This is a genomic window from Synechococcus sp. CBW1107, from assembly GCF_015841355.1.
Classification (GTDB): Bacteria; Cyanobacteriota; Cyanobacteriia; order PCC-6307; family Cyanobiaceae; genus Regnicoccus_A.
Map to the genome: position 1 here is coordinate 1,066,659 of NZ_CP064908.1, position 23,638 is coordinate 1,090,296.

The window sequence follows — 23,638 nt, forward strand, 5'->3', positions numbered from 1 at the left end:
TTCAGCGTTAGCGTTCACCACCAACGGATACGGGTCCAATCGTGATGCGTTGCCGATCCCTGCCAGCCGGGCTGATCAGTCTGGCGGTGATGGCTTTGCTGCCGGCCGCCGACGGCGCCCTTTTACGGGCCCAGGCCGGCCCCACCGCCTCCACGGCTGGGGCCAGATTCGGTGAACTGCTGGCCCGCAGCCCCTCCGCTCCGCGCCAGGAGGGCCAACGGATCGTCATCAATGGTCGGGAGCAGAGCGCCCGCTGGCAATGGCTCCCGGCCGTCGGGGGCAACCCCGCCCAGGTGTGGCTGCCGCTCGAGGTGCTGCAGGGCCAGCTGGGGGTCGCCAGCAGCAGCCGCGCCGATGGAAGTCTGGAGCTGGAGTGGTTCGGGCGGAAGCAACTGGTGTCCACCGGCGACCAGCGCAGCCTCGACGACGAGGTGGCCATCGAGGCCAGCCCGTTGCTGCAGGCCGCCGGGGTCCGCATTCAGAGCGACGGAGACCGCCTGGTTCTGGAGATGCCTCTGCCCGGTCTGGTTCGGGTGAGGGCCTCACCCCCGGGACCCGATCGCCGGGTGGTGCTGGATCTCAACGGGGCGGCGGTGGTCCGTCAGGAATCGGGTCAGATTCTGCTGGGCCTGCTCAGCACCGCTGACCAGCGCTCGCAACTGCAGAGACTGGGCGTGCCGGTCAGCTCCAGCCGTGAGGGGCTGCTGCTGCGACCGAGCGGTGGGGGCCGGGTCCTGACCCTCGGGGGACCCGACCGGGTGGTCTTCGCCATCCCTCCGGGGTCCACCGACGGGGGAACACCGGCGGCGACCCCGGCTGTGCCGCCCCTCGATCCCAGGCTGCAGGCCCTGCTCAATCGCAGTGTCAGCATCGATCGTCAGGTGCTGCCCGTGGGATCGCGGCGGATGCTGATCAGCAGCGTCCGCTTCGATCCCCGCCAGAGTCCCCTCGATCTGCGGCTGCTCACCAGTCCCTCCGGGATGCAGGGGCTGTCTTCGCTCACAGCCCTGGCCCAGCGGGAGCAGGCCCTTGTGGCCATCAACGGCGGCTTCTTCAACCGCATCCGGAGGCTGCCCCTGGGGGCCCTCAAGGCCGAGGGACGCTGGCTTTCCGGACCGATCCTCAACCGTGGGGCCATGGGCTGGCAGCCCGGAGGCCTGCCCAGCTTCGGCAGGCTGTCCCTTCAGGAACAGCTCATCGACGAGAGGGGCCAGCGCTGGCCCCTCTCGAGCCTGAACAGTGGTTATGTGCAGCGGGGCCTGGCTCGCTACACCGCCGACTGGGGCGGCGGTTACCAGGCCCTCAGCGGCAACGAAGCGGGGGTGTTGATCCGGGACGGGGTGGTGCTGCAGCGGCTTGATGGCGCCCAGCTGCAACGGGGCATCCCCCTGGGCCGCGAAGACACCCTGGTGGTGGGCAGGGCCGGTGTCATGCCCCCCTGGCCTGAGGCCAGCCGGCTCACGCTCTCCAGCCAACCCAGTGACCCGCTCGGCCAGCAGGCCTACGTGATGGGGGGTGGACCCCTGCTGCTCCTGGGTGGTCGGATCGTCCTCAACGGCACGGCCGAAGGTTTCAGCAGCGCCTTCCAGGGCCAAGGGGCACCACGCACCGTGATCGGCAGCGATGGCCGCCAGATCTGGTTGCTGACGCTGCAGGGGGTGGATCACGCCGGGCCGACCCTGGGTGAAACAGCCGTCCTGCTGCGGCAACTGGGGTTGCGTGAGGCCCTCAACCTCGATGGAGGCAGCTCCACCGGACTGTTCGTCGGCAACACACAGACTGTGCGGGGCCGGGGAGTGGCCGCCTCGATCCACAACGGCCTCGGTCTGGTGCCCCGAAGCGGGCAGGCCCTGGGCAGTGAGAGAGCCGGACGCTGAACCCCATGGGCTCCAAGCCCTGGCAAGCTGGAATCAGCCTCTGCCGCCGACGAGCGCGACCGCCCCATGCCCAAGGGTCTGAGCCTGCGCCTGTCAGCAGCGGCGGCGGCCGAGCTCGGCCGCCAGGCCGCTGTGGCCGGAACCCCCGGCCTGATGCACCTCGACCTGGTGCAGGGCGGCTGCGAGCAGTGGGTGATCCGGATCCGTCCCGGCCATCTGGCGGGGGTTCCCGTGGCCCGGGCCGATGGCATCACCCTGCACGCCCCCTCTGCTCAGGTTCCCCTGCTGGCGGGGCTGAGCCTCGATTACCGCGGGGATCTCAGCGGTGGAGGCTTCCTGATCCGCTCCAGCGGGGGGGTGAGCTGCTGCGCCTGCGGAGCCGCCTTCAGCCGCACAGGCCCCGGGGGGACCACGACAAAGTAAGGTGACGGATTGTCGAAACGGTCGGACGTCCGGCCTAATTCTCCGGCCCTCGATGCCCACGATTCAGCAGCTGATCCGCACCGAGCGGCAGCACCTCACCCGCAAGACCAAGTCACCCGCACTTCGCGCCTGCCCAGAGCGACGCGGGGTCTGCACCCGCGTGTACACCTCCACCCCGAAGAAGCCGAACTCGGCCCTCCGCAAGGTGGCTCGGGTGCGTCTCACCTCAGGCTTCGAAGTCACGGCTTACATCCCCGGGATCGGCCACAACCTGCAGGAGCACTCCGTGGTGCTGATCCGTGGAGGCCGCGTCAAGGACCTTCCCGGCGTCCGCTACCACATCATCCGCGGCACTCTTGACACCTCCGGTGTCAAGGACCGCCGCCAGAGCCGGTCCAAGTACGGCGCCAAGACCCCCAAGGGCTGATCTCAGGCCCCTGATCGTCTTTCCTCCCACTCCCTCGCACCGCCGATCCCCACAGGTTTATGTCCCGCCGCAACGCTGCTGAGAAGCGCCCGATTCTTCCTGACCCCCAGTTCAACAGCCGCCTGGCCTCCATGGTCGTGGCACGGCTCATGAAGCACGGCAAGAAGTCCACCGCTCAGCGGATCCTCTCCGACGCCTTCGGTCTGATCAACGACCGCACCGGCAGCGACCCTCTCGAGGTGTTCGAAACGGCCGTGCGCAATGCCACCCCCCTGGTGGAGGTCCGCGCACGCCGGGTGGGCGGCGCCACCTACCAGGTCCCCATGGAAGTGCGGCAGGAACGCGGCACCGCCATGGCTCTGCGCTGGCTGGTCAACTTTTCCAGGGCCCGTAACGGCCGCAGCATGGCCCAGAAGCTGGCCGGTGAACTGATGGACGCCGCCAACGAAGCTGGCAGTGCCGTGCGCAAGCGCGAGGAAACCCACAAGATGGCCGAGGCCAACAAGGCCTTCGCTCACTACCGCTACTGAGCACCCTTTCCTGGCTGAATGGCGGGCGCCTTCAGTCAGATCAGGTCATCCATTAAACTTGCGCCCGCAAAATTCGTCGATCAAACACCGGAGACTTTCCCCGTGGCCCGCGCCTATCCCCTGGACCGCGTCAGAAATATCGGCATCGCAGCCCATATCGACGCGGGCAAGACCACCACGACCGAGCGGATCCTGTTCTATTCAGGCGTGGTCCACAAAATGGGCGAGGTGCACGATGGCGCCGCTGTGACCGACTGGATGGAGCAGGAGCGCGAGCGCGGCATCACCATCACGGCGGCGGCCATCTCCACCAGCTGGAAGGATCACCGCATCAACATCATCGACACCCCTGGACACGTCGATTTCACCATTGAGGTGGAGCGCTCGATGCGGGTGCTCGATGGCGTCGTGGCTGTCTTCTGCGCTGTTGGCGGTGTGCAGCCCCAGTCCGAAACGGTGTGGCGCCAGGCCGATCGCTACAACGTTCCCCGGATCGTGTTCGTCAACAAGATGGACCGCACCGGTGCCAACTTCCTCAAGGTCTACGACCAGATCAAGGATCGCCTCAAGGCCAGTGCCGTTCCTCTGCAACTGCCCATCGGCGCAGAAGGAGAACTCAAGGGCATCATTGACCTGGTGAGGAACAAGGCCGTTATTTACACCAATGATCTGGGCACAGACATCCTCGAGGGCGAAATCCCTGAAGCGATGAAAGAGGAAGCCGCCGAGTGGCGCGGCAAGTTGATGGAATCGGTCGCTGAAACCGACGAAGAGCTGCTGGAAGCCTTCCTTGAAAACGGAGAGCTCACCCAGGAGCAGCTGATCAAAGGCATTCGTACCGGTGTGGTCAAGCATGGCCTGGTGCCGATGCTCTGCGGCTCGGCCTTCAAGAACAAAGGCGTCCAGCTTGTGCTGGATGCCGTCGTCGATTACCTGCCCGCCCCGGTTGACGTTCCGCCGATCACGGGTCTGCTCCCCGATGGCACGGAATCCAACCGTCCCTGCGACGACAACGCCCCCTTCAGCGCTCTGGCGTTCAAGGTGATGGCCGATCCCTACGGCAAGCTCACCTTTGTGCGCATGTACTCCGGGGTGCTCCAGAAAGGCAGCTACGTGCTCAACAGCACCAAGGACAAGAAGGAGCGCATCTCCCGCCTTATCCTGCTCAAAGCCGACGATCGCGAGGAAGTGGACGAGTTGCGCGCCGGTGATCTCGGCGCTGTTCTCGGCCTCAAGGACACCACCACCGGAGACACTCTCTGTGTGGAAAGCGACCCGATCATCCTGGAATCCCTGTTCATCCCCGAACCGGTGATCTCTGTGGCGGTGGAGCCCAAAACCAAGGGCGATATGGAGAAGCTCTCCAAAGCTCTTCAATCGCTCTCGGAAGAGGATCCCACCTTCCGGGTGTCCACGGATCCTGAAACCAGCCAGACCGTGATCGCCGGCATGGGCGAGCTGCACCTCGAGATCCTTGTGGACCGCATGCTGCGGGAATTCAAGGTGGAAGCGAATATCGGCGCCCCTCAGGTGTCCTACCGCGAAACCATCCGCGCCAGAGCCAAGGGTGAAGGCAAGTTCGCCCGGCAGACCGGTGGTAAAGGGCAGTACGGGCACGTGGTGATCGAGATGGAACCCGGTGAACCCGGTTCGGGGTTTGAATTCGTCAACAAGATTGTTGGTGGCATCGTTCCCAAGGAGTACATCGGACCAGCCGAGAACGGCATGAAGGAGACCTGTCAGTCCGGAGTGATTGCAGGCTTCCCGATGATCGACATCAAGGTCACCATGATCGATGGGTCGTACCACGATGTCGACTCCTCCGAAATGGCGTTCAAGATCGCCGGCTCCATGGCCTTCAAAGACGGCGTCAAGAAGTGCAATCCCGTGCTTCTTGAGCCGATGATGAAGGTGGAAGTCGAGATCCCCGAGGATTTCCTCGGTTCGGTCATCGGCGACCTGTCCTCCCGTCGTGGACAGGTCGAAGGGCAATCCATCGACAACGGACAGTCTAAAGTCCAGTCCAAGGTGCCCCTGGCCGAAATGTTCGGCTACGCCACTCAACTCCGATCCATGACCCAGGGTCGGGGTATTTTCTCGATGGAGTTCAGCCATTACGAGGAAGTTCCTCGCAATGTTGCTGAGGCCATCATTGCCAAGAATCAGGGCAATTCCTGATCTCTCAACCCTAACAACACCCCCCGATTCTTTCCTTCAATGGCTCGCGAGAAGTTTCAGAGGAACAAACCTCACGTCAACATCGGCACCATCGGCCACGTCGACCACGGCAAGACCACCCTCACTGCCGCCATCACCAACGTGCTGGCTTCCCTTGGCCAGGCCAAGGCCCAGGCCTACGACGACATCGATGGTGCTCCTGAAGAGAAGGAGCGGGGCATCACGATCAACACGGCCCACGTCGAGTACGAAACCGACAAGCGTCATTACGCCCACGTCGACTGCCCTGGTCACGCGGACTACGTCAAGAACATGATCACCGGTGCCGCCCAGATGGACGGCGCCATCCTGGTGGTGGCCGCCACCGACGGCCCGATGGCCCAGACCAAGGAGCACATCCTGCTGGCCAAGCAGGTGGGCGTTCCTGCCCTGGTGGTGTTCCTCAACAAGAAGGACATGGTCGACGACGAGGAGATCCTCGAACTCGTCGAACTGGAAATGCGTGAGCTGCTCAGCAGCTACGACTTCCCCGGCGATGACATCCCCATCATCGCCGGTTCTGCCCTCAAGGCTCTCGAGCACATCCAGGGCGGCGGCAAGGGCATCCGCGGCGAGAACGAGTGGGTCGACAAGATCCTCGATCTGATGGATGCGGTGGATGAGTCGATCCCCGAGCCTGAGCGTGAGATCGACAAGCCCTTCCTGATGGCTGTCGAAGACGTGTTCTCGATCACCGGACGCGGCACCGTGGCCACCGGCCGGATCGAGCGCGGCAAGGTGAAAGTGGGCGAAACCGTCCAGATCGTGGGCATCAAGGACACCCGCGAGACCACCGTCACCGGCGTGGAAATGTTCCGCAAACTGCTCGACGAAGGCATGGCCGGAGACAACGTCGGCCTGCTCCTGCGTGGTGTGCAGAAGGAGGACATCGAGCGCGGCATGGTGCTGGTCAAGCCCAACTCGATCAAGCCCCACACCAAGTTCGAAGGGGAAGTTTATGTCCTCAAGAAAGAAGAGGGTGGCCGCCACACCCCCTTCTTCGCTGGATACCGTCCCCAGTTCTATATCCGCACCACGGATGTGACTGGTCAGATCACGGCCTTCACCGCCGACGATGGCTCCAACGTCGAAATGGTCATGCCGGGTGACCGCATCAAGATGTCCGCTGAGCTGATCTGCCCTGTGGCCATTGAACAGGGCATGCGCTTCGCCATCCGCGAAGGCGGCCGCACCATCGGTGCCGGCGTCGTCTCCAAGATCGTCGCCTGAGGCTGAAACGGCTGCGCCGAGCCGGGGGCGGGGTCAACCCGTTGTTCCTGGCTCGGCCAGTCCTCTTGATTCAGGGGCTGACTTCCGCCACGGACTCTGCCCCTCGTCACGCACCTCGACAACTTGACCCAACCGTCCTCGGTTGTCTTCTGTGGGGATGAGAAAGGCCACCCCCGGCCCCATCCCCACCTCTTCTTCACTTCTCTTCCCGTTCTTCGGCCGCGGTCTCCGCCAAGGCCTGCGTCCCCACGAGTCCTGCCATGTCAGCCGCCATCGCTCAGCAGAAGATCCGCATCCGTCTCAAGGCGTTTGATCGCCGCATGCTGGATCTGTCCTGCGAAAAGATCATTGAAACGGCCGATCACACAGCCGCCACGGCCATCGGTCCGATTCCCCTGCCCACCAAACGCAAGATCTACTGCGTCCTGCGCTCGCCCCACGTGGACAAGGATTCCCGTGAGCACTTCGAGACCCGCACCCACCGCCGGATCATCGACATCTACAGCCCCACGGCCAAGACGATCGACGCACTGATGAAGCTAGATCTGCCCAGCGGCGTCGATATCGAAGTGAAGCTCTGAGCCACCAGCTGGCTCGTCGCGACGAATTCCTGGACCCACCCTCCCGGTGGGTCCTTTTTTTCTAGACTCATTTCATTGTTCAGGCTCCCCGAGCAGCCCCACTCAGCAACGCCCCGACCACCCTTTACCGCCCCGCCGACCTTCCGTGACTGATCTGGCCGTGAGGGAACTCCCACTCTTCCCCCTGCCGGATGTGGTGCTGTTCCCGCAGGAAGTCTTGCCCCTGCATATCTTCGAGCCCCGTTACCGCATGATGTTGCGAACGGTGCTGGAAACCGACCGTCGTTTCGGTGTGGTGCGCTGGGACCCGAATCAGCAGGAGATGGCCCAGGTGGGCTGCTGCGCTGAAATTCTGCAGTGCCAGACCCAGGACGACGATCGCAGCAACATCGTCACCCTGGGCCAGCAGAGATTTCGCGTGCTCGAAGTGGTCCGCGAAGCCCCTTTCCGTGTGGCCATGGTCAGCTGGATCGAGGACGATCCCAGTACCAGCCACGATGTGCTCCAGGATCTGGGCCATCAGGTCACCCAGGCCCTGCGGGATGTGGTGGATCTCACCGGCAAACTGATCGGCAAGCCGACCACTCTTCCGGTGGATCTGCCTGATCTTCCTCGGGAATTGTCCTTCTGGATCGGCTCCCACCTGGGAGGGCCCGTGGCCGACCATCAGCAGGCCCTGCTGGAACTCACCGACACCTCCGAACGGCTGCGCCAGGAATTCGCACTGCTCGATCAGACCAGGCGGCAGCTGGCCGCTCGCACGGTTCTGAAGGACACCTTCAAGGATCTGGGGGAACCCAGGCAGGAACCCTCCTGATGGTGCTCCCAACCTGGCTTCCGCCTCTGGCCATCGGAGCCGGAGCCGGTCTGCTCGGTCTTGCTCTGGTACGGGAATGGCAGCGCCGTGACCGCCGTTTCCAGAGCACGGCCACCGTGGCTGAGGCCTACGACCGCTGGACCGGGGACCGGCTGCTGGAAAACCTCTGGGGTGACCATGTGCACCTCGGGCACTACGGCACCCCCCCCAAGTCACGCGATTTCCGGGCCGCGAAGGAGCAGTTCGTGCATGAACTGGTGCGCTGGTCGGGGCTCGACCGGTTGCCAGCAGGCACCCGTCTACTGGATGTGGGTTGCGGCATCGGTGGCAGCGCCCGCATCCTCGCCCGGGACTACGGCTTCGACGTGCTGGGCATCAGCATCAGCCCAGCCCAGGTGGAGCGGGCCCGCCAGCTCACACCCGCCGGGCTCTCCTGCCGCTTCGCGGTGATGGACGCCCTGGCCCTGGAGCTGGAGGACAACAGCTTTGAGGCCGTCTGGAGCGTGGAAGCGGGACCGCACATGCCTGACAAGCAGCGCTACGCCGATGAACTGCTGCGGGTCCTGGCTCCGGCAGGGAAGCTGGTGGTGGCTGACTGGAACCGGCGCGATCCTTCCGACGGCGAGCTCAACGCTCTGGAGCGCTGGGTGATGAATCAGCTGCTGCACCAGTGGGCTCATCCGGAATTCGCCTCCATCCCCTCCTTCCGCCGCAACCTCGAGACCAGCCCCCATGGGCAGGGCGCTCCTGTGGACACCGCCGACTGGAGTGACGCCACCCTGCCCTCATGGATCGACTCCATTCTCGAAGGGGTGCGGCGACCGGGCGCCATCCTCAGCCTGGGTCCTGGGGCCGTGCTGCAGGGTCTGCGCGAAGCGCCGACGATCCTGCTGATGCACTGGGCCTTCAGCACCGGAATGATGCGATTCGGGGTGTTCCGTTACGACTCCTCGGACACGTTGGTGAGCGGGTAGGTCCCGAACAGGGCCAGGTGCTGGCAATGGACGCGCAGGGCCTCGATCGCTTCCTCCAGCAGCCGGGGGTCCTCCGGCATCTCCAGATCCACGAAGAAGATGTATTCGCCCATCTCCCGCTTGGAGGGACGTGACTCGATCCGGCTCATGTTGAGCTGCAGGGTCGCGAAGCAGCTCAGAGCCTCCAGCAGGGCCCCGGGGCTGTTGCTGCGCAGCGAGAAGGCCAGGCTGCAGAGCGTGGCCGGTTCCGCCTGACTTGCCACCTGCCGCTGCAGCATCAGGAAACGGGTGCAGTTTCCGGGTACATCGTTGATGGGATAAGCCAGCACCTCGAGGCCATGCTCCTTGGCGGCGCGGGGTGAGGCGACAGCCGCGCGGAAGCGGCTGCCGGCCACCAACCGGGCCGCTTCGGCGGTGGAGCTGGTGGGCAGCTGCAGGGCGTCACTGAGGTGTTCGCTCAGCCAGAGACTGCACTGGGCGAGGGCCTGGGGATGGGAGAGCACTTCACTGACCCGCTCGATCGGTCCGGACCCCAGCAGGGCATGGCGGATCGGCAGGACCAGTCCGCGGCGGATGCGCAGATCGGGGTGCTCCCAGAGGCCATCGAGGCAAGCGGTCACCCCTCCTTCGACGGAGTTCTCCACGGGCACCACGGCGGCATCGCAGCGGCCCTCCGCCAGGGCCTTGACCACCGAGCGGATACCGCTCTGAGCCAGCAACTCCGGCGCGTCGATCCCCTCGAGGGCCGCCAGATGCCGTGTCGCCTGCTCGCCGTAGGTGCCTGCAGGGCCGAGGAAGGCAACACGCATGGGGAGGAGGGGAAACTAGCGGTCGATAAGATCATCCCCCCCCGGCCACCGAGACGAGGCGATGACCCTGGCCTTCAGCGCCAGCCAGCAGCTCAGCCTCGCGATCGAGGAGCCTGCCGAAGACCTGGTGTCCTACCTCGACGACGAGGAGAGAGTGATCCAGGCCCTGCTCGACCCCAGCCAGCTGACCCGTCTCGGGCCGGGGCACTACCGCTACGACGTGACGAGGCTGCAGGTGTTCCAGCTTCAGATCAAGCCCGTGGTGCAGCTGCGCGCCCGGCGGCGGCCCGGACGCCTGGAGCTCGAGGCGGTGGAGTGTCACCTGGAGGGCCTTGGCCTGGTGGACGACTTCCAGCTGAATCTGACCTCCTGGCTGGAAGTGGCCGACCAGGGGCTGGAGGGGGCGGCCCGGATGGCCGTGAGCGTGAGCCGTCCTCCGATGCTCCGCCTGATCGCACCCAGGGTGCTCGAAGCCACCGGCCGCTCCCTGCTGGGCGGTGTTCTGCTGGGCATCCGCACCCGGGTGAGCCAGCAGCTTCTGAAGGATTTCAGCTGCTGGCGCGAGGGCCGCTGAGCACCCTGCCCAGGAAGCTGAGGCGGTGCAGACGGCTTGGGCCAAGGCGGGCCAGGGCCTCCCGGTGAAAAGCCGTGCCATAGCCGGCATGGCGCTCGAGGCCATAGCCGGGATAGCGGTCCGCCAGACGCTGGATCAGGGCATCGCGGGCCTGCTTGGCCAGCACGCTGGCGGCGGCGATCGCCAGACAACGGCGATCGCCATGGACGAGCGTGCGCTGGCGGCCCTGCCACATCCGCAGAGGGAGGACACCGTCGACCACCACCAGGGCAGGCACCCGGGGCAGGCGCTGCAGGGCCCTGACCATGGCCATCTCCGTGGCGGTCCGGATGCCGATGCGGTCGATGTCGGCGGCTGAGGCCTGACCGAGTGCCCAGGCTGAGGCCTGGGCGGTGATCAACGGCACCAGCCGCTGGCGGTGGTGAGGCCGCAGGGCCTTGCTGTCGGTCAGGCCAGCGGCGGCCAGGGATAACGCCGCCTGGGCCGGCAAGACCACAGCGGCGGCGAAGACCGGGCCGAACAGGCATCCACGGCCCACTTCATCCACACCGGCCAGGACCCGTGGGGTCACTCAGACGCTGGCGGAGGAGCGGCGGCGGCGGCGGCGGGGCTCACCTCCGGGATCGCCGTCCTCGACCAACGGCGTGGGAGGGGCCTCGCTGGGGGCTTCAGCCACGGCCACGGCACCGCCTTCCTCACGCGGTCGATGCTGGCGACCCCTGGGCTGGGAGCGCCCAACCCGCTCCGACCCCGGCGAGGACACCTGGGATACGGGGATCTGCAGCAGCGTGGACTCGATCACGGTGGTCATCGGAGCCTCGTCCGGCTCGCCAAAGGCCTCGGGCAAGGGGGTGATCTCCACCAGCGTCGACTGGGCGTCATCGTCAGGGCTCTCCTGGCGGTAACGGCTGGGGGCGTCGATCTCCCGGCGGGGTGTCGGTACCTCTCCGCTGGAGCGGGTGATGGGAGCGGTGGTGTCGGCTCCACTGCCACCGCGTCCGCCGCGGCGGCGGCGGCCGCGGGAGCCGGAGGCTGCCAGCTGCTGGCGGGCCGCTTCCAGGACCGTGTCGGCGTCCTCACCGGGCCGCACGACCCGCACCACCAGGTTCTCCCCGGCAGGGGGAGGATCCAGCAGCAGGGCTGGGCTGAGGCCCATCCAGCCGTAGACGAGTTCCTGATCGGCATCCATCGGCACGGCCACCAGATCGGGCTCCTGGCGGCGGCTGAGGCCACCGCCGCCACCGTGTTCCGCAGCGCCGCCACCGCCATGGGCTGACTCCGGTGCACTGACCGTGGCGAGATCCTGGGTGTCCGCAACGACGGTGGAGACAGCGGCGGTGTCTGTCGCGTCGCTGGCACCACGGCCGCGACCGCCGCGGCCACCACGACGGCGGCCCGTGGCGGGTTCTGCGCCGTTGGGGCTGGGCACTTCCGCCCGGGCCGAGGCGGCCGAGCGAACCAGACCCGTGACGGTGGCCAGGGGCTGAAGGGTGTCCTTGCCCGGAAGAACGGCCACATGGCCGAGGCCACCGCAGCTGGGGCAGGCGCGCCCGAACAGTTCGTAGATGTTCTGACCCTGGCGTTTGCGGGTCAGTTCCACCAGACCCAGTTCGGTGAGCTGAGCGATCTGGGGGCGGGCCGCGTCGTCCTGCACCGACTGGGTGAAGTGCTCCAGCAGCATCAATTGATCACGACGCGACTCCATGTCGATGAAGTCGATAATCACGACGCCACCGATATTGCGCAGCTTGAGTTGACGTGCGATCTCGGCGGCAGCTTCACAGTTGGTCCAGAGAACCGTTTCGCGCGAACTGGCGGAACGGGTGAACGAGCCGGAGTTCACATCGATCACGGTGAGCGCCTCGGTGGGCTCGATGATCACGTAGCCGCCGGAGGGCAGATCCACCCGTGGTTTGAGGGCGTCTCGGATGGCGGCATTCACCCGGAAGTGCTCGAGCACATCGGTGCCTTCACCGTGGTGCTCCACCAGCAGATTGGCCTGATCGGCCCCGAGGAAGGCATTCACCCGGGCCACAGCGGCGGGGGTGTCCACCACCACCCGCCAGACCTCGGGGCTGTAGAGATCGCGCAGGACGCGGTGGATGAAGTCTTCGTCGCGGTTGAGCAGCACCGGAGGGGTAGCCGTTTCCGCAGCTTCCTGAATCCCCTCCCACTGCCTGAGGAGAGTCTCGAGATCGTCGATCAGCTGGTCTTCGCTGACACCCTCGGCTTCGGTGCGCACCAGCAGGCCGGCACCGGGGGGCTTGATCAGCACCCCGAGGGCCCTCAGACGATTGCGTTCGTTCTCGCCGCTGATCCGCCGCGAGATGCTCACCCCCTGGCCCTGGGGCTGCAGAACGAGGAAGCGGCCTGGGAGCGTGAGGTTGCCCGTGAGGCGAGGGCCCTTGGTGCCGGTGGGCTCCTTCATCACCTGAACGAGCACCTTCTGGCGGGGCTCAAGCAGTTCGGTGATGCCGGCAGCCCCTTTTCTCAGGCGCAGAGGGCCAAGATCAGTGACATGAATGAAGCCATTCTTCTCGCTTTCGCCGATGTTGACAAAAGCGGCATCAATTCCTGGGAGAACATTCTCGACCCGGCCGAGATAGACGTCGCCAATCTGATAGCGACCCTGAGCTACGACCAGTTCATCAACACGTTCGTCGTTGAGCACAGCGGCGATGCGCAGTTGCTCCGCGATGACGATCTGCTGGGGCATGGAGGATAGGGGGTGGCTCTGTGGAGCCATGCCATGGATGGGAGTGAATCCCTGAAGCACGAACCCGCTGGGCAGAGCGCGCCGCAAAGCTGCTCGACTGCTGGACCAGCAGGAAGAAGACGGAGGAGAAAAACCTTTTGAGGAGCATCCTCAGGAGGATCAACCTCCATTCGCGGCGATGCTGCCGGAGAGAGGCCGGCCATAGCGCGGAACAGTTCCCACGGAACCAGGTGCCGTAGGGCGACGTCTGCAGAATGGAAGCTACAGACGGATCTGCCGTCTTCAGGCGACGTTAGCACGGGCTCACCGGGATCCCTGCTCTGGCTCGGCTGTTCGAAGCCGCAGCCGCAGGCGGCTCAACCGACCGAGCTGCAGCGGGCCTGGCAGCCACTCCTGCAACCAGACGCACACCTGGTCCGGACGCAGGCTTCGCCCCTGGGCATCGATGCGGGCCCCGAGCCGGAAGCGGCAGGACTGATCTCCTGCGAAAACGAGACTGAGCTCCTCGAGCAGAGGCCGGCAGTCCCGCCGGCGTGGCCGCCCCTTCTTGTCGGTGTCGTTCCAGGGGAGTTCAGACGCTTGGAGCAGGCCCTCGAGGGCTGGCCCCCAGGCTGCGGCACCCGGACCCGGGGCACCAGCCACCAGCTCGACGCTCCAGTCGGCACCCTCCAGCTCCTGGGACAGGCTCGGTGCGCGGACCTCCACCTCCTCCACCCCTGCCAGCGCCAGCCCCTCGGGCAGGGTGTCCTGCAGCTGTGCCAGAGCGGAGCAGGGATCAACACCGGCGCTGAACTCCAGGTCAAACCACTCCCCGTGAGCCTCCACCCCCAGGGGCAGGGCCAGGGCGAACTGCAGGCGGGGCAGGGGATGAAAGCCGCCGGTGAAGCTCACAGGCAGGCCGCTGCGTCGCAGGGCCCGCTCCATCAACCGCACCAGATCGAGGTGGCTGAGCAGGGCCAGCGAACCGGTCTTGCTGAAACCGAAGCGCAGCCGCTGCACCCGCTCACTGGCCGGAGCCCGCATGGGCTGCTGCACGGGGACGGGCGGTGACTCCACCACCACGTTGTGGCCGAACTCCGGCCCGCAGACACCGCAACTGCTGCAGCCGTCGAAGGAGCAATCGGGTACCACCACCTCGGCGAGCGCCCGCTGCAGATCCTCAGCCAGCCAGGCCTTGTCGACACCGGTGTCGATGTGATCCCAGGGGAGAGGCTGGGCGCAGAACGCGGCGAGGTCGGCACTGCTGAGCGTGCCGGTGGTTCCCCAGTCGCCCATCTCCAGATCGCGGTAGCGACCGGCCAGGCCCGCCGCCTCGATCGCTCCGGTCCAGGCGGCGTGGGTGGACTCGATCCTCTCGAACCAGGCATCCATGCCGGCGCCCGCCCGCCAGGCCGCCTCGAGCACGGGTGCCAGCCGCCGGTCGCCGCGACCCACGAAGTCCTCCATGGCCGAGAGGCGCACATCGGTGGTGTTGACCTTCAGGCCCCGCAACTGGCGCAGGGCGCCCCGCAGCAGCTCCTGACGCCGCCGGAATTCCGCTGTGGACACGCTGTGCCACTGGAACGGAGTGTGGGGTTTGGGGGTGAAGTTGCTGATCGTGAGGTTCAGCTCGAGCCGGCCCAGATCACGGCACTGCTGCTGCAGCGCGCGGCAGGTGTCGGCGATGCCGATCACATCGGCGTCGGTTTCGCCCGGCAGACCGATCATGAAATAGAGCTTCACCCGTCGGTAGCCGTTCGCCATGGCGGTGCGGATGCCCCGCAGCAGCTCGGCGTCGGTGAGGCCCTTGTTGACGATGTCACGCAGGCGCTGGGTTCCGGCTTCCGGCGCGAAGGTGAGCCCCGCCTTGCGGGTGCCCCCCAATATGTGGGCGATGTTGTCATCGAAGCGGTCGACCCGCTGGCTGGGCAGGGTGAGGCTCACGTTGTGCTCCGCCAGGCGGTTGCGCAGCTCCACGCCCACCGCCGGCAGGGCCAGGTAGTCGGAGCAACTGAGCGAGAGCAGGGAGAAGTCGCTGTAGCCGGTGCGCACCATTCCGGTTTCCACCGCCTCGATCACCGCCTCGGGCTCCACGTCGCGGGCGGGGCGGGTGAGCATGCCGGGCTGGCAGAAGCGGCAGCCACGGGTGCAGCCGCGACGGATCTCGATCGTGAGCCGGTCGTGGACGGTTTCGATGTGGGGCACCAGCCCCATGCCGTAGTGGGGCATCGGCGTGGCCACCCGGCGCAGCACCCGCCGGGGCGCTTCCGGCACCAGGGGAACCATGCTGACGCCATCGGGACCCAGGCCGTAGAGCGAGGGCACGTAGACCCCGGGGACCTGGGCCAGATCTCGCAGCAGGGCGGAGCGGCTGAGGCCAGCCGCCTTGGCTTCGGCCACCACCAGTCCGATCTCCGGCAGCAGCTCCTCGCCATCGCCGAGGGCGATGAAATCGAAGAAGGCGGCAAAGGGCTCGGGGTTGCTGGTGGCGGTGGGACCGCCGGCAAAGATCAGCGGAGAGGAGGCCGGATCGCCTAGGGGGCGATCGCCGCGATCAGCGGCACGGATCGGCACCCGGGCCAGATCCAGCATCTCGAGGATGTTGGTGGCCCCCAGCTCGTAGCTGAGGCTGAAGCCGAGGATGTCGAACGCGGGCAGAGGCCGGCGGCTTTCCACAGCGAAGAGAGCCTGCTGCCGCTCACGCAGACGCGCGGCCAGATCGGGGGCCGGCAGGTAAGCCCGGTCGCAGAGCTGCCCGGGAAGGGCGTTGAGAATCGAATAGAGAATGATGTGGCCGAGGTTGCTGGCGCCCACCTCGTAGAGCTCGGGGTAGGTCAGGGCCCAGCGCACGGCGGCACCCTGCCAGTCGCGGGGCTCGACCCCAAGCTCGTTGCCCAGGTAGCGGCCTGGTCTGGCGATGCTCCGGTCCACCAGCCGCTCGAAATCGACGGGGGCGTCGAGCGGAAGGGTCACAGCGTCACGGTCAGGGCACACGACGATGGTATCGAGGGTGGTCCGGCGCCATAGGAAGATGCCCGGCAGCACAAGCGCCAGGCGCAGCAGTGGTTCAGATCAACGGCAACTACCTCAAGCTCAAGGCCGGCTATCTCTTCCCCGAGATCGCCAGGCGGGTCAAGGCCTTCTCGGAGGCCAATCCCGGCGCGCCGCTGATCCGGCTGGGCATCGGCGATGTGACCGAGCCCATCCCCCTGGCCTGCCGTGAGGCCATGAAGGCCGCCATCGACGCGATGGGAACCCGCGAGGGCTTCCACGGTTACGGCCCCGAGCAGGGCTATCCGTGGCTGCGGGAGGCCATCGCGATGCACGATTTCCAGGCCCGTGGCTGCCAGATCTCGGCGGAGGAGATCTTCATCTCCGACGGCTCCAAGTGCGACAGCAGCAACATCCTCGACATCCTCGGACCGGACAACCGCATCGCGGTGACCGATCCGGTGTATCCGGTGTACGTGGACAGCAACGTGATGGCCGGCCGGACCGGGGAGGCCGATGATGCCGGCCAGTACGGCGGCCTCACCTATCTGCCGATCAGTGCCGAGAACGGCTTCACCGCCCAGATCCCGAGCGAGCCGGTGGATCTGATCTACCTCTGCTTCCCCAACAACCCCACTGGTGCGGTGGCGACCAGGGAACAGCTCCAGGCCTGGGTGGACTATGCCCGCGACCACGATGCCCTGATCCTCTTCGATGCCGCCTACGAAGCCTTCATCCAGGATCCCGACCTGCCCCACTCGATCTATGAGATCGACGGTGCCCGCGAGTGCGCCATCGAGTTCCGCTCCTTCTCCAAGAACGCCGGCTTCACCGGCACCCGCTGTGCCCTCACGGTGGTGCCCCGCGGCCTGATGGGCACGGCCGCCAGCGGGGAGAAGGCGGAACTCTGGACCCTGTGGAACCGCCGCCAGAGCACCAAGTTCAACGGCGTGAGCTACATCGTGCAGCGCGGCGCCGAGGCGGTCTATTCCCCCGAAGGCCAGGCCCAGGTGAAGGCCCTGGTGTCCTTCTACATGGAGAACGCGGCCATCATCCGCCGCGAACTCACGGCCGCCGGGCTGGAGGTGCATGGGGGCGAGCAGGCGCCCTACGTGTGGCTGAAGACCCCGGCCGGTATGGATTCCTGGGGATTCTTCGACCATCTGCTCACCAAGGCGCACGTGGTGGGCACACCGGGCAGCGGCTTCGGCGCCGCCGGAGAGGGCTACTTCCGCCTCTCGGCCTTCAACAGCCGGGCGAACGTGGAGGAGGCCATGGCCCGGATTGCCGATGGGTCCGTGATTCCTGCGGCCGCCGGCGCCGGCACTTAATTTGGGCACCACCTCTGGAGCCCAGGTCCTCTCACCAGCCGCACCCAAGGCTGTTCCCCTCGGATGAACATTCCCTTTCTGCCGATGGCTTCCCCGCCGCCGTCGGCCGTGCCCAGCCCCCAAGCCGTGGAAACTCCCAGCCGCTCCCCCGGCGGAGCAGCGGTGATCGAGAAGGACCTGCAACGGGTCCGCAAGCCCTCGCCGCGCTACAAGGTGCTGCTGCACAACGATCCCGTCAACTCCATGGAGTACGTGGTCACCACCCTGCGCCAGGTGGTGCCCTCCCTGAGCGAGCAGGACGCCATCGCCGTGATGCTCGAAGCCCACAACACCGGCGTCGGGCTGGTGATCGTCTGCGATCTGGAGCCGGCGGAGTTCTACAGCGAAACCCTCAAGGCCAAGGGCCTCTCCAGCACGATCGAGCCGGAGAGCTGAGTGCCCAGGCGAGCCTGGCTGGGTTGGATCAGCACGCTGCTGTATCTGCCGCTGCTCTACGGCCTGGGCTGGCTGACCGTTCAACCCGCCGTGGCCTGGGGCCTCCTGGACGGTTGGCGTGCCGATCAGATCGCCCTGCTCGGCACGGCCCTGGCCTTCGTCCTGCTGCTGCTGACGCTGCCGCGGCGCCTGAGAACGGTGTGGGGTGAGCCCCGGCCCTGGCGGACTCTGGGTGTGGCCGTGGGCTGGGCCACGGGACTGCGTTCGCTGCTGCGCGGACTGATCAAAGCCCTGCTGCTGCTGGTGGTGGTGGCAGGGGTGCTGCTGTTCAGCGGCCAGGCCCGCTGGAGCGGCGGACTCACGCCGGCCGAGGCCATCAATGCTGTAGCGCTGATCCTGGGAGTCGGCTTCGCCGAAGAGCTGGTGTTCAGGGGCTGGCTCTGGGGTGAGCTGAGCCAGCGCCTGGGCGGGGGCCCCCTGGGCGATCAGCGGGCCCTGCTCACCCAGGCGGTGGTGTTCAGCCTGGCCCACACCCGCTTCAATCTCGGCCTCGTTCCGATGGCCGGATTGCTGGTGGGCCTGTGGCTTCTGGGCCTCGCCCTAGGGTTGCAGCGACGCGCCGACGGTGGTTCTCTCTGGGGTGCCGTCGGACTGCACGGCGGTCTGGTGGGGGGATGGTTTTCCCTGATGGCCGGGCCGCTGCAGATCCAGTCCACGGTCCCGCTCTGGCTGGCCGGGCCCGGCGGAGCCGATCCCAATCCGATCGGCGGCCTGCTGGGCTGGGCCGGTCTGGGTGTCCTGCTGTGGGTCCGGCGTCGCTGGTTCGGATCGTGGCCGGGAAGCGGGCCCAGAGACTAGGGCTGCAGCAGAAATCGCCCCTTGCGCAACAGAAACTGCAGGACGGTTTCCTGGCGTGTGGTGATGTCGGCGGTGATCGTCATTCCAGGCCGCACGACACAGCGGCGCGTGGGGGTCTCCAGAGTTGTGGACCGGGGCCTCAGGGACACCTCATAGCCGGCGGCCTCGGCAGCAACCAGGCTCTGGGCCCCGGGAACGCTGCGGCCCCCTCCTTGGCCAGTCTCCACGGGCACCACATCCGGCGACACCGCCGAGACCTGTGCCCTGAGGGTGCCGAAGTCGGGATAGGGGCAGCCATCGACACGCAGATCGGCCCGCTGGCCCGTGGAGAGGTTGTCGACGTCCTGGGAGCTGATTCGTACCTTCGCCACCAGCGCCCGGCCACTCGGTGCGATCCGGGCCAGCTCCTCGCCGGTGGCCACCACCTGCTGAGGGTTGCGCAGGGAAAGCGAGAGGATCACCCCATCGCCCGGCGACCGGATGGTCGAACTGCCGAGATCCCGGCGGATCTGGGCACTGTCCCCGCTGTTGGTCGCAAACTGCTGAACCAGCCGTGACAGATCCGCTTCACTCTTGGAGCGGAGCTCCTCGACGGCACGCCTGGACTGGTCGAGATTCGAGCGAGCAACCGCCGCATTGGCGAGACGCTCATCGAGCTGCTGGGCCGAGACAGCTCCACTGGAGGCGAGCAGCTGATAGCGCCGGGCCTCGGTTTCGGCCAGGGAAAGGGCGGCTTCGGCCTTGCGCACCTCAAGCAGGGCCCCTTGCAGGGCGGCCTCGTTCTGGCTCTCCAGGGCCAGCTTCTCCCGCTCCAGGGCGGCCCGACTCGAGTCCAGCGCCGCCTCCTTACCGACCAGATCGGCCGGGTTGAGCACGGCGATCACCTGGCCGCGGGTCACACGCTCATTGAGGCGGACATTGATCGAGCGCACCCGGCCGGAGAAGGGGGCATGGATCACGCTGGTCTCCCCGGTGGGACGGATGAGCCCCTGACCGCGCACCACGACCCGATACGGCCACACGGCCATCAGAGCGATCCCTCCGGCGAAGCTGCCCACCATCACCAGCCCCAGCGCCTGAACCCAGGGACGCACCGAGGGCAGGAACTCCTCAGAGGTGCTCTCCTTGAGCACCAGGCCGGCGTCGATCGGCCGCGCGGCCAGCCGACCCGGTGGCTGGTAGCGCCCCTCCGAGTGGTGTAACTCAGGAGGTCCTGTGACCCTCTCCGGAGGGTGAACAGGAGCAGTCAGGGGATGACTGCTTGGAAGCTGATTGCGCAGCTCCATTGATCCATTATGAACCCTGATCGCTGAATTGGCAACTCAGCGATCGATGTGTTCTGTGTAGATCGAGGTAGAAGCTGGTGCGCTTCAGCTGATGGTTGCAGCCGGCTGGGCGTTCGGATCTGCATCGGTGAGCTCCAAGGGCTCTTCTGGCTCTGGGATCTTGGCCATGGTGGCCTCAGAGAAGAAGCGGCGACGCTCCAGCTGCCATTCCTCCTGCTGCTCCAGCAGCTGGCTGCCCACCAGGCGCACGATCGCTGGATCATTGGGGAAGATGCCGACCACGTTGGTGCGGCGTTTGATCTCCTTGTTGAGGCGCTCGAGCGGGTTGGTGCTCCAGACCTTGCGCCAGTGCTCCTGGGGGAAGTGCAGGAAGGCCAGCACGTCGTCCCGGGCGGCTTCCATCACGGGCACGGCGCCGGGGAACTGCTTGCGCAGCATCTCGGTGACCCGCTGCCAGTGGGCGCGCACCTGATCTGGAGCCTGGATCACGAACACCGCTTTCATGGCAGCGGCCACCATGTCCTGGCCGGCCTTGGGCACATGGCTCAGCAGGTTGCGCAGGAAGTGCACCCGGCACCTCTGCCAGCTACTGCCCTGGAACATCCGCTTGATCGCTGCCGTCAGGCCCAGGTGGGCATCCGAGATCACCAGGCGGGTGCCGTCGAGGCCACGCTCCTTGAGTGAGCCCAGGAACTGACGCCAGAAGCCCTCCGCCTCGCTGTCGCCCACGGCAATGCCGAGAACTTCGCGGTAGCCGAGGGCATTGATGCCGATCGCCACCACCACCGCCCGCGACACCACCTGCATATTTCGGCCCAGGCGGCCGTGGAGGTAGGTGGCGTCGAGGTAGACGTAGGGAAAGCGGGCATGGTCAAGCGGCCGGCCCAGAAAGGCTTTCACCTGCTCATCGAGCCCCTGGCAGATGCGGCTCACCTCCGATTTGGAGATGCCGCTGGCCCCGCCCAGCGCCTCCACCAGGGCGTCGACCTTGCGGGTGGAGATCCCGCCGGTGTAGGCCTCCATCACCACGGCGTAGAGCGCCTTGTCCACCCGGCGGCGTGGCTCCAGCCAGCTGGGAAAGAAGCTGCCCTGCCGCAACCTGGGAATGGCCAGGCTGAGGTCGCCCACCTGGGTGGTGAGCAGCCGCTCCCGGTAGCCGTTGCGATGGGTGGAGCGCTGATCGGGGCAGCGCTCATGGAGTTGAGCGCCCGTGAGGGCAGAAACCTCGGCTTCCAGCAGGTCCTGGAAACCCCGGCGCACGATCTCTGGGATCAGGGCGCCAGCGGTGGTGCCCTCCATGAGCTGGCTCAGCTCGGAGGCGCCACTATGGGTGAGGGTCATGGTCTGTGTTCGGTTTGGTGGTAGTTCTCCGAACAGGGTCACAGACCGGCCCACCCATTGCCACAGCTGAAATCTGAGGGAGGTGAGCCGTCAGCCCCGGCTACGCCGGGGCTGATCCTCCTGAGTTACACCACTTGCTGGGACGCCGCTGGCAGCCGCAGCAGCTGGTGGCCGTACTCCAGCAGCATCCCCAGCTGAAGGCGCTGGGCGAAATGGCCCACCAGATGACCCTGTAGCAATGAGATCAGGTTCCGGAAGAGGAACAGGAGCAACATCCCCAGTCCCAGACTGGTGAGCAGCTGCGTGTCGCGCCGGACCAGCACGTCATCGGTGAGCAGCTGCATCAGCAGGGGCATCGCCAGGGCGAGCAGCCCGATGACGGCGTTGATCGCCAGGGCCTGCAGCAGCAGCCCCCGATAGGGCAGCACCAGCCGCAGAAAGCGCAGGAAGGGAGCCCGTGGAGCTTCCTCCTGCTCCGCCAGTCGGTGCTGGTCGGGCTCGAGCAGCAGCATCACGCCGTTGCTCCATCCCTGCAGAAAGTCCTTCTCGGACAGCCAACGCACCCCGATGGCGGGATCCGCGATCACATAGTGCCGTCGTGCCCGACCATGCAGCACCACCCAGTGGTGGCCCTTCCAGTGGCAGATCGCCGGCAGGGGGATGGAATCGAGATGCTTGAGCAGTTCGGGCTGGGCTCGAACCGCCCTGGCCTGGAAGCCGATGGCGTCGGCCCCAGCGGCGTCCCAGCAAGTGGTGTAACTCAGGAGGATCAGCCCCGGCGTAGCCGGGGCTGACGGCTCACCTCCCTCAGATTTCAGCTGTGGCAATGGGTGGGCCGGTCTGTGACCCTGTTCGGAGAACTACCACCAAACCGAACACAGACCATGACCCTCACCCATAGTGGCGCCTCCGAGCTGAGCCAGCTCATGGAGGGCACCACCGCTGGCGCCCTGATCCCAGAGATCGTGCGCCGGGGTTTCCAGGACCTGCTGGAAGCCGAGGTTTCTGCCCTCACGGGCGCTCAACTCCATGAGCGCTGCCCCGATCAGCGCTCCACCCATCGCAACGGCTACCGGGAGCGGCTGCTCACCACCCAGGTGGGCGACCTCAGCCTGGCCATTCCCAGGTTGCGGCAGGGCAGCTTCTTTCCCAGCTGGCTGGAGCCACGCCGCCGGGTGGACAAGGCGCTCTACGCCGTGGTGATGGAGGCCTACACCGGCGGGATCTCCACCCGCAAGGTCGACGCCCTGGTGGAGGCGCTGGGCGGGGCCAGCGGCATCTCCAAATCGGAGGTGAGCCGCATCTGCCAGGGGCTCGATGAGCAGGTGAAAGCCTTTCTGGGCCGGCCGCTTGACCATGCCCGCTTTCCCTACGTCTACCTCGACGCCACCTACCTCCACGGCCGCCTGGGCCGAAATATGCAGGTGGTGTCGCGGGCGGTGGTGGTGGCGATCGGCATCAATGCCCTCGGCTACCGCGAAGTTCTCGGCATTGCCGTGGGCGACAGCGAGGCGGAGGGCTTCTGGCGTCAGTTCCTGGGCTCACTCAAGGAGCGTGGCCTCGACGGCACCCGCCTGGTGATCTCGGATGCCCACCTGGGCCTGACGGCAGCGATCAAGCGGATGTTCCAGGGCAGTAGCTGGCAGAGGTGCCGGGTGCACTTCCTGCGCAACCTGCTGAGCCATGTGCCCAAGGCCGGCCAGGACATGGTGGCCGCTGCCATGAAAGCGGTGTTCGTGATCCAGGCTCCAGATCAGGTGCGCGCCCACTGGCAGCGGGTCACCGAGATGCTGCGCAAGCAGTTCCCCGGCGCCGTGCCCGTGATGGAAGCCGCCCGGGACGACGTGCTGGCCTTCCTGCACTTCCCCCAGGAGCACTGGCGCAAGGTCTGGAGCACCAACCCGCTCGAGCGCCTCAACAAGGAGATCAAACGCCGCACCAACGTGGTCGGCATCTTCCCCAATGATCCAGCGATCGTGCGCCTGGTGGGCAGCCAGCTGCTGGAGCAGCAGGAGGAATGGCAGCTGGAGCGTCGCCGCTTCTTCTCTGAGGCCACCATGGCCAAGATCCCAGAGCCAGAAGAGCCCTTGGAGCTCACCGATGCAGATCCGAACGCCCAGCCGGCTGCAACCATCAGCTGAAGCGCACCAGCTTCTACCTCGATCTACACAGAACACATCGATCGCTGAGTTGCCAATTCAGCGATCAGGGTTCATAATGGATCAATGGAGCTGCGCAATCA

Annotated in this window: 21 protein-coding genes; 14 read left to right on the forward strand and 7 right to left on the reverse strand. The window is 66.3% G+C overall.

Features of this window, described 5'->3' with window-relative positions:
• The first annotated feature begins 89 nt into the window (after positions 1-89).
• From I1E95_RS05700 to I1E95_RS05740, 9 genes are all read left to right on the forward strand, one after another.
• A complete protein-coding gene (locus I1E95_RS05700; protein ID WP_231594888.1) occupies positions 90-1,877 on the forward strand; it encodes a phosphodiester glycosidase family protein in 1,788 nt (595 codons plus the stop codon).
• A gap of 66 nt (positions 1,878-1,943) precedes the next feature.
• Entirely contained in the window at positions 1,944-2,300 is a 357-nt protein-coding gene (locus I1E95_RS05705) for an AIR synthase (RefSeq protein WP_197166207.1), read from the forward strand.
• Positions 2,301-2,352: 52 nt separating this feature from the next.
• A complete protein-coding gene (gene rpsL, locus I1E95_RS05710; protein ID WP_094555907.1) occupies positions 2,353-2,727 on the forward strand; it encodes a 30S ribosomal protein S12 in 375 nt (124 codons plus the stop codon).
• A gap of 59 nt (positions 2,728-2,786) precedes the next feature.
• Positions 2,787-3,257 (forward strand): 30S ribosomal protein S7, encoded by a 471-nt coding sequence (gene rpsG / locus I1E95_RS05715; protein WP_197166216.1) that lies wholly within the window; start codon positions 2,787-2,789, stop codon positions 3,255-3,257.
• A 102-nt stretch (positions 3,258-3,359) separates the two neighbouring features.
• Positions 3,360-5,435 carry an elongation factor G gene (gene fusA, locus I1E95_RS05720; protein WP_197167156.1) on the forward strand — a complete coding sequence of 692 codons (2,076 nt, stop codon included), beginning with the start codon at positions 3,360-3,362 and terminating at the stop codon, positions 5,433-5,435.
• 39 nt (positions 5,436-5,474) lie between these two features.
• Complete coding sequence (tuf, locus tag I1E95_RS05725) at positions 5,475-6,704, forward strand: elongation factor Tu (protein WP_197166218.1); 1,230 nt, start codon at positions 5,475-5,477, stop codon at positions 6,702-6,704.
• A gap of 260 nt (positions 6,705-6,964) precedes the next feature.
• On the forward strand, positions 6,965-7,285 hold the full coding sequence (gene rpsJ / locus I1E95_RS05730) for a 30S ribosomal protein S10 (RefSeq protein ID WP_006172311.1): 321 nt from the start codon (positions 6,965-6,967) through the stop codon (positions 7,283-7,285).
• 145 nt (positions 7,286-7,430) lie between these two features.
• Positions 7,431-8,102 (forward strand): LON peptidase substrate-binding domain-containing protein, encoded by a 672-nt coding sequence (locus tag I1E95_RS05735; protein ID WP_197166223.1) that lies wholly within the window; start codon positions 7,431-7,433, stop codon positions 8,100-8,102.
• The gene (locus I1E95_RS05740; RefSeq protein ID WP_197166224.1) at positions 8,102-9,076 is read left to right on the forward strand and encodes a methyltransferase domain-containing protein; all 975 of its coding nucleotides are present in this window, start codon (positions 8,102-8,104) and stop codon (positions 9,074-9,076) included. Before I1E95_RS05735 ends, I1E95_RS05740 begins: the two co-directional genes overlap by 1 nt.
• Here the strand turns inward: I1E95_RS05740 and pheA are convergent.
• On the reverse strand, positions 9,043-9,885 hold the full coding sequence (pheA, locus tag I1E95_RS05745; protein ID WP_197166225.1) for a prephenate dehydratase: 843 nt from the start codon (positions 9,883-9,885) through the stop codon (positions 9,043-9,045). The two genes, I1E95_RS05740 and pheA, sit on opposite strands and share 34 nt — an antisense overlap.
• A 61-nt stretch (positions 9,886-9,946) precedes the next feature.
• Here pheA and I1E95_RS05750 point away from each other — a divergent pair, with 61 nt between their 5' ends.
• Complete coding sequence (locus tag I1E95_RS05750) at positions 9,947-10,459, forward strand: DUF1997 domain-containing protein (RefSeq protein WP_197166226.1); 513 nt, start codon at positions 9,947-9,949, stop codon at positions 10,457-10,459.
• Here the strand turns inward: I1E95_RS05750 and I1E95_RS05755 are convergent.
• The 3 genes from I1E95_RS05755 to I1E95_RS05765 form a co-directional block, all read right to left on the reverse strand.
• Positions 10,434-11,030, reverse strand: coding sequence for a ribonuclease HII (locus I1E95_RS05755; RefSeq protein ID WP_197166227.1), 597 nt, complete (start codon positions 11,028-11,030; stop codon positions 10,434-10,436). The genes I1E95_RS05750 and I1E95_RS05755 overlap by 26 nt on opposite strands.
• Positions 11,031-13,175, reverse strand: a complete 2,145-nt coding sequence (locus I1E95_RS05760; RefSeq protein ID WP_197166229.1) for an Rne/Rng family ribonuclease — start codon at positions 13,173-13,175, stop codon at positions 11,031-11,033.
• 303 nt (positions 13,176-13,478) lie between these two features.
• A complete protein-coding gene (locus I1E95_RS05765; RefSeq protein WP_197166231.1) occupies positions 13,479-16,127 on the reverse strand; it encodes a TIGR03960 family B12-binding radical SAM protein in 2,649 nt (882 codons plus the stop codon).
• Between the two features lie 89 nt (positions 16,128-16,216).
• On the opposite strand from I1E95_RS05765, the gene I1E95_RS05770 reads away from it, so the two are divergent.
• The 3 genes from I1E95_RS05770 to I1E95_RS05780 all read left to right on the forward strand — a co-directional run bounded on the left by I1E95_RS05770 (position 16,217) and on the right by I1E95_RS05780 (position 18,769).
• Positions 16,217-17,476: an LL-diaminopimelate aminotransferase gene (locus I1E95_RS05770; RefSeq protein WP_197166233.1), complete on the forward strand. Its 1,260-nt coding sequence runs from the start codon at positions 16,217-16,219 to the stop codon at positions 17,474-17,476.
• An 84-nt stretch (positions 17,477-17,560) separates the two neighbouring features.
• The gene (gene clpS, locus I1E95_RS05775) at positions 17,561-17,911 is read left to right on the forward strand and encodes an ATP-dependent Clp protease adapter ClpS (RefSeq protein WP_197167157.1); all 351 of its coding nucleotides are present in this window, start codon (positions 17,561-17,563) and stop codon (positions 17,909-17,911) included.
• Entirely contained in the window at positions 17,912-18,769 is an 858-nt protein-coding gene (locus I1E95_RS05780; RefSeq protein WP_197166235.1) for a CPBP family intramembrane glutamic endopeptidase, read from the forward strand.
• On the opposite strand, the gene I1E95_RS05785 is transcribed toward I1E95_RS05780, so the two are convergent.
• From I1E95_RS05785 to I1E95_RS05795, 3 genes are all read right to left on the reverse strand, one after another.
• On the reverse strand, positions 18,766-19,902 hold the full coding sequence (locus I1E95_RS05785; protein WP_231594889.1) for an HlyD family secretion protein: 1,137 nt from the start codon (positions 19,900-19,902) through the stop codon (positions 18,766-18,768). The genes I1E95_RS05780 and I1E95_RS05785 overlap by 4 nt on opposite strands.
• A gap of 237 nt (positions 19,903-20,139) precedes the next feature.
• A complete protein-coding gene (locus I1E95_RS05790; RefSeq protein ID WP_197161565.1) occupies positions 20,140-21,396 on the reverse strand; it encodes an IS256 family transposase in 1,257 nt (418 codons plus the stop codon).
• A 125-nt stretch (positions 21,397-21,521) separates the two neighbouring features.
• Positions 21,522-22,223, reverse strand: coding sequence for a cysteine peptidase family C39 domain-containing protein (locus tag I1E95_RS05795; RefSeq protein ID WP_197166237.1), 702 nt, complete (start codon positions 22,221-22,223; stop codon positions 21,522-21,524).
• Between the two features lie 57 nt (positions 22,224-22,280).
• Here I1E95_RS05795 and I1E95_RS05800 point away from each other — a divergent pair, with 57 nt between their 5' ends.
• Complete coding sequence (locus I1E95_RS05800) at positions 22,281-23,537, forward strand: IS256 family transposase (protein ID WP_197161565.1); 1,257 nt, start codon at positions 22,281-22,283, stop codon at positions 23,535-23,537.
• Positions 23,538-23,638 lie beyond the last annotated feature (101 nt).

Excerpts from the sequence above, each read along its gene's own strand:
- I1E95_RS05700 (WP_231594888.1), top strand. The coding sequence starts at position 90 with ATGGCTTTGCTGCCGGCCGCCGACGGCGCCCTTTTACGGGCCCAGGCC.
- I1E95_RS05705 (WP_197166207.1), top strand. The coding sequence starts at position 1,944 with ATGCCCAAGGGTCTGAGCCTGCGCCTGTCAGCAGCGGCGGCGGCCGAG.
- rpsL (WP_094555907.1), top strand. The coding sequence starts at position 2,353 with ATGCCCACGATTCAGCAGCTGATCCGCACCGAGCGGCAGCACCTCACC.
- rpsG (WP_197166216.1), top strand. The coding sequence starts at position 2,787 with ATGTCCCGCCGCAACGCTGCTGAGAAGCGCCCGATTCTTCCTGACCCC.
- tuf (WP_197166218.1), top strand. The coding sequence starts at position 5,475 with ATGGCTCGCGAGAAGTTTCAGAGGAACAAACCTCACGTCAACATCGGC.
- rpsJ (WP_006172311.1), top strand. The coding sequence starts at position 6,965 with ATGTCAGCCGCCATCGCTCAGCAGAAGATCCGCATCCGTCTCAAGGCG.
- I1E95_RS05740 (WP_197166224.1), top strand. The coding sequence starts at position 8,102 with ATGGTGCTCCCAACCTGGCTTCCGCCTCTGGCCATCGGAGCCGGAGCC.
- pheA (WP_197166225.1), bottom strand. The coding sequence starts at position 9,885 with ATGCGTGTTGCCTTCCTCGGCCCTGCAGGCACCTACGGCGAGCAGGCG.
- I1E95_RS05750 (WP_197166226.1), top strand. The coding sequence starts at position 9,947 with ATGACCCTGGCCTTCAGCGCCAGCCAGCAGCTCAGCCTCGCGATCGAG.
- I1E95_RS05760 (WP_197166229.1), bottom strand. The coding sequence starts at position 13,175 with ATGCCCCAGCAGATCGTCATCGCGGAGCAACTGCGCATCGCCGCTGTG.
- clpS (WP_197167157.1), top strand. The coding sequence starts at position 17,561 with ATGGCTTCCCCGCCGCCGTCGGCCGTGCCCAGCCCCCAAGCCGTGGAA.
- I1E95_RS05790 (WP_197161565.1), bottom strand. The coding sequence starts at position 21,396 with ATGACCCTCACCCATAGTGGCGCCTCCGAGCTGAGCCAGCTCATGGAG.
- I1E95_RS05800 (WP_197161565.1), top strand. The coding sequence starts at position 22,281 with ATGACCCTCACCCATAGTGGCGCCTCCGAGCTGAGCCAGCTCATGGAG.